This is a genomic window from Hoeflea sp. BAL378 (assembly GCF_000759435.1).
Lineage (GTDB): Bacteria > Pseudomonadota > Alphaproteobacteria > Rhizobiales > Rhizobiaceae > Hoeflea.
Map to the genome: position 1 here is coordinate 1 of NZ_JRJG01000059.1, position 2854 is coordinate 2854.

At 67.6% G+C, this 2854-nt stretch carries 3 protein-coding genes and 1 other RNA gene; 2 read left to right on the forward strand and 2 right to left on the reverse strand.

Annotated elements, in window-relative coordinates; genetic code table 11:
* Both LL06_RS13920 and ffs read right to left on the reverse strand, forming a co-directional pair.
* The coding region (locus tag LL06_RS13920; protein WP_035527889.1) for a DNA polymerase III subunit gamma/tau at positions 1 to 1157 on the reverse strand (1157 nt) is incomplete at its 3' end.
* Between the two features lie 108 nt (positions 1158 to 1265).
* Positions 1266 to 1362: signal recognition particle sRNA small type (gene ffs, locus LL06_RS26880), an RNA gene on the reverse strand.
* 107 nt (positions 1363 to 1469) lie between these two features.
* On the opposite strand from ffs, the gene LL06_RS13925 reads away from it, so the two are divergent.
* On the forward strand, positions 1470 to 1874 hold the full coding sequence (locus tag LL06_RS13925; protein ID WP_035527892.1) for an HIT family protein: 405 nt from the start codon (positions 1470 to 1472) through the stop codon (positions 1872 to 1874).
* A gap of 3 nt (positions 1875 to 1877) precedes the next feature.
* A complete protein-coding gene (gene nudC, locus LL06_RS13930; protein ID WP_035527896.1) occupies positions 1878 to 2840 on the forward strand; it encodes an NAD(+) diphosphatase in 963 nt (320 codons plus the stop codon).
* Positions 2841 to 2854 lie beyond the last annotated feature (14 nt).

The window sequence follows — 2854 nt, forward strand, 5'->3', positions numbered from 1 at the left end:
CTGGCCGCATGGGCGATCCGTATCAGCGCCATCTCGGCGGCGGCGGCGGGCCGGCTCGAGGTGTCGGTCTCGGTGATGCCCTTGAGCAGCATCTGCCAGACGCGCGAGAGAACGACGGTCGACAGCTTGCCGGCATAGTCGGCGCCGCTCTCGCGCTCGGTCTGGGTCAGCGACGGATCCTCGGCAGCCTCCGGCACGAATTTGAGCCGGGTGACGAGATGGGTGAAATCGGCCAGATCGGTGAGGATCACCGCCGGGCTCGCGCCCGAATCGTACTGGTCGCGGAAATTGGCGAGTGCCGCAGCGACATCGCCGCCCATCAGCGCGCCGAACAGGCCGACGATGCGCGACCGGTCGGCCAGGCCCAGCATCGAGCGCACGGCCTCGGCGTCGACGGCGCCGCCGCCATGGGCGATCGCCTGGTCGAGCAGCGACAGCCCGTCGCGCACCGAGCCTTCGGCGGCGCGGGCGATCATGGCGAGCGATTCGTCGTCGATCGAAATGCCTTCCTGGGCGGAGACATTGCGGAAATGGGTGACGAGCAGGCCCGAATCGATGCGGCGCAGGTCAAAGCGCTGGCAGCGCGACAGCACCGTGATCGGCACCTTGCGGATCTCGGTGGTGGCGAAGATGAACTTCACATGCGCCGGCGGCTCTTCCAGCGTCTTGAGCAGGCCGTTGAAGGCCTGGTTGGAGAGCATGTGCACTTCGTCGATGATGTAGACCTTGTAGCGCGCCGACACCGGGCGGTAGCGCACCTGCTCGATGATCTCGCGGATGTCGTCGATGCCGGTGTGGGAGGCGGCGTCCATCTCGATCACGTCGACATGGCGGCCTTCCATGATCGCCTGGCAATGCTCGCCCGGCGCCGTGAGATCGATGGTCGGCCGGTCGATCTTGTCGGTCTTGTAATTGAGGGCGCGGGCGAGAATGCGCGCCGTGGTGGTCTTGCCGACGCCGCGGACGCCGGTCAGCATCCAGGCCTGGGCGATGCGGCCGGTGGAAAAGGCGTTGGTGAGCGTGCGCACCATCGGCTCCTGGCCGATGAGATCGGTGAAATCCTTTGGACGGTATTTCCGCGCCAGAACCCGGTACGCCGCCTGCGCCTCGGTGCCTGACCCCGATGCCGCTGTGTTCGTGCCGGATGAGTGTTCCATGATGTTCCCGTGCCGCCCTTGCGCTGGCCCGACGCCATCCGCACCAATTTCGCACCCCGGCTGGAACCCGTCAATGACAGGCCTGCCATGACGGGCGCGGGCGAAAGGGTGGGAGGCTGGCACGGTGACCCGTGCCGGGCTCGTTAGGGCTGCTTCCTTCCGGACCTGACCCGGTTGGCGAGTGGCTCGTCCACCACCAACCTCCCGACTGCACATATCGTCAATCGCACCGGCAAAAGCAAGCCAAGGCCGAAAAAAACTGCTAGAGTTGGCCGTCGAACCCGCGTCTCAGCCTTGCCCCACGGTCCTGCCATGTCTGATTTTGTTCTTGATCCGCGTCTTGAGCGCGATTCCACGCTGCTGATGAAGCTGGGCCTGTGCCAGCTCCGGCTGATGGAGGACGGCCGCTGGCCCTGGGTGCTGCTGGTGCCGCAGCGCAGCGGCATATCGGAAATCTTCGACATGACCCCGCTCGACCAGACCATGCTGACCTTCGAAACCGCGATCGCCGCCAAGGCGCTCAAGCAGGCGACGGGCTGTCTCAAGATAAACATGGGCGCGCTGGGCAACCAGGTGCGCCAGTTCCATCTCCACCTCATCGCCCGCAACGACGGCGACCCCGCCTGGCCGGGACCGGTCTGGGGCCACGGACAGGCCAGTCCCTGGAACCGGGATGCCCGAACCGACTTCACCGAAAGACTTCTCGAGGCCCTCTGATCCATGACACTCTCCCTGTTTGACCATGACGCCCCTCATGGCGAGGCCAGCCGTCTGGTCGCTTTTTCGGGCAACCGGCTCGATCGCCGGTCCGAGCACCGCACCGAAAGCGAGCTCGGCGACGCGCTCAAGGACAAGGCGACGCGCTATTTCGCCATCACCCAGGGCCGGCTGGCGATGCGGGTCGACGGCGCGGCGCCGCAGGGCCTGCTTGAGGCGGACGACATCGCCGCGATGCAGCCGCAGCACGCCGACGCCGTGCTGATCGGCTGGGACGCCAACAATGCGGCCCGCATCGCCCTTCCGGTGGGGGTTGCCGCCGAGGACCTGCCCACCCCCTTCAAGGCCATCGACAGCCGCTCGGTCTACCGCCAGGCGCTGTTGGACGAGGAAACGCTCGGCGCCTTTGCGCAGGGCACCAGCCTGGTCACTTGGGCGCTCGCCAACCGGTTCTGCGGCGCCTGCGGCGCGGCGATGGCGCCCGAAGCGGGCGGCTACCGACGGCGCTGCACCGCCTGCCCGCATGTGGTGTTTCCACGCACCGACCCCGTCGCCATCATGCTGACCGTGGACGAGGTCGGCGACCGCTGCCTGCTCGGCCGCAGCCCGCATTTCCCGCCGGGCATGTTCTCGTGCCTGGCCGGCTTCATCGAACCGGGGGAGACGATGGAGGACGCCGTACGGCGCGAGACGCTCGAGGAATCTGGCATCACCGTCGGCCGGGTGCGCTACCACGCCAGCCAGCCCTGGCCGATGCCGCATTCGCTGATGATCGGCGTCTATGCGGAAGCCAGGAGCCTGACGATCGCCCGCGACACGGCCGAGCTCGAGGATTGCCGCTGGTTCGACCGGGCCGAGACCGAGGCGATGCTGGCCAATGTGCTGGGAGAGGACAAGGCCTCGGCGCCGCCGCCCGGCGCCATCGCCCACCGGCTGATGCGCGACTGGCTGGACTGGCGCAGGTAGCGGCGCTGCCGCCC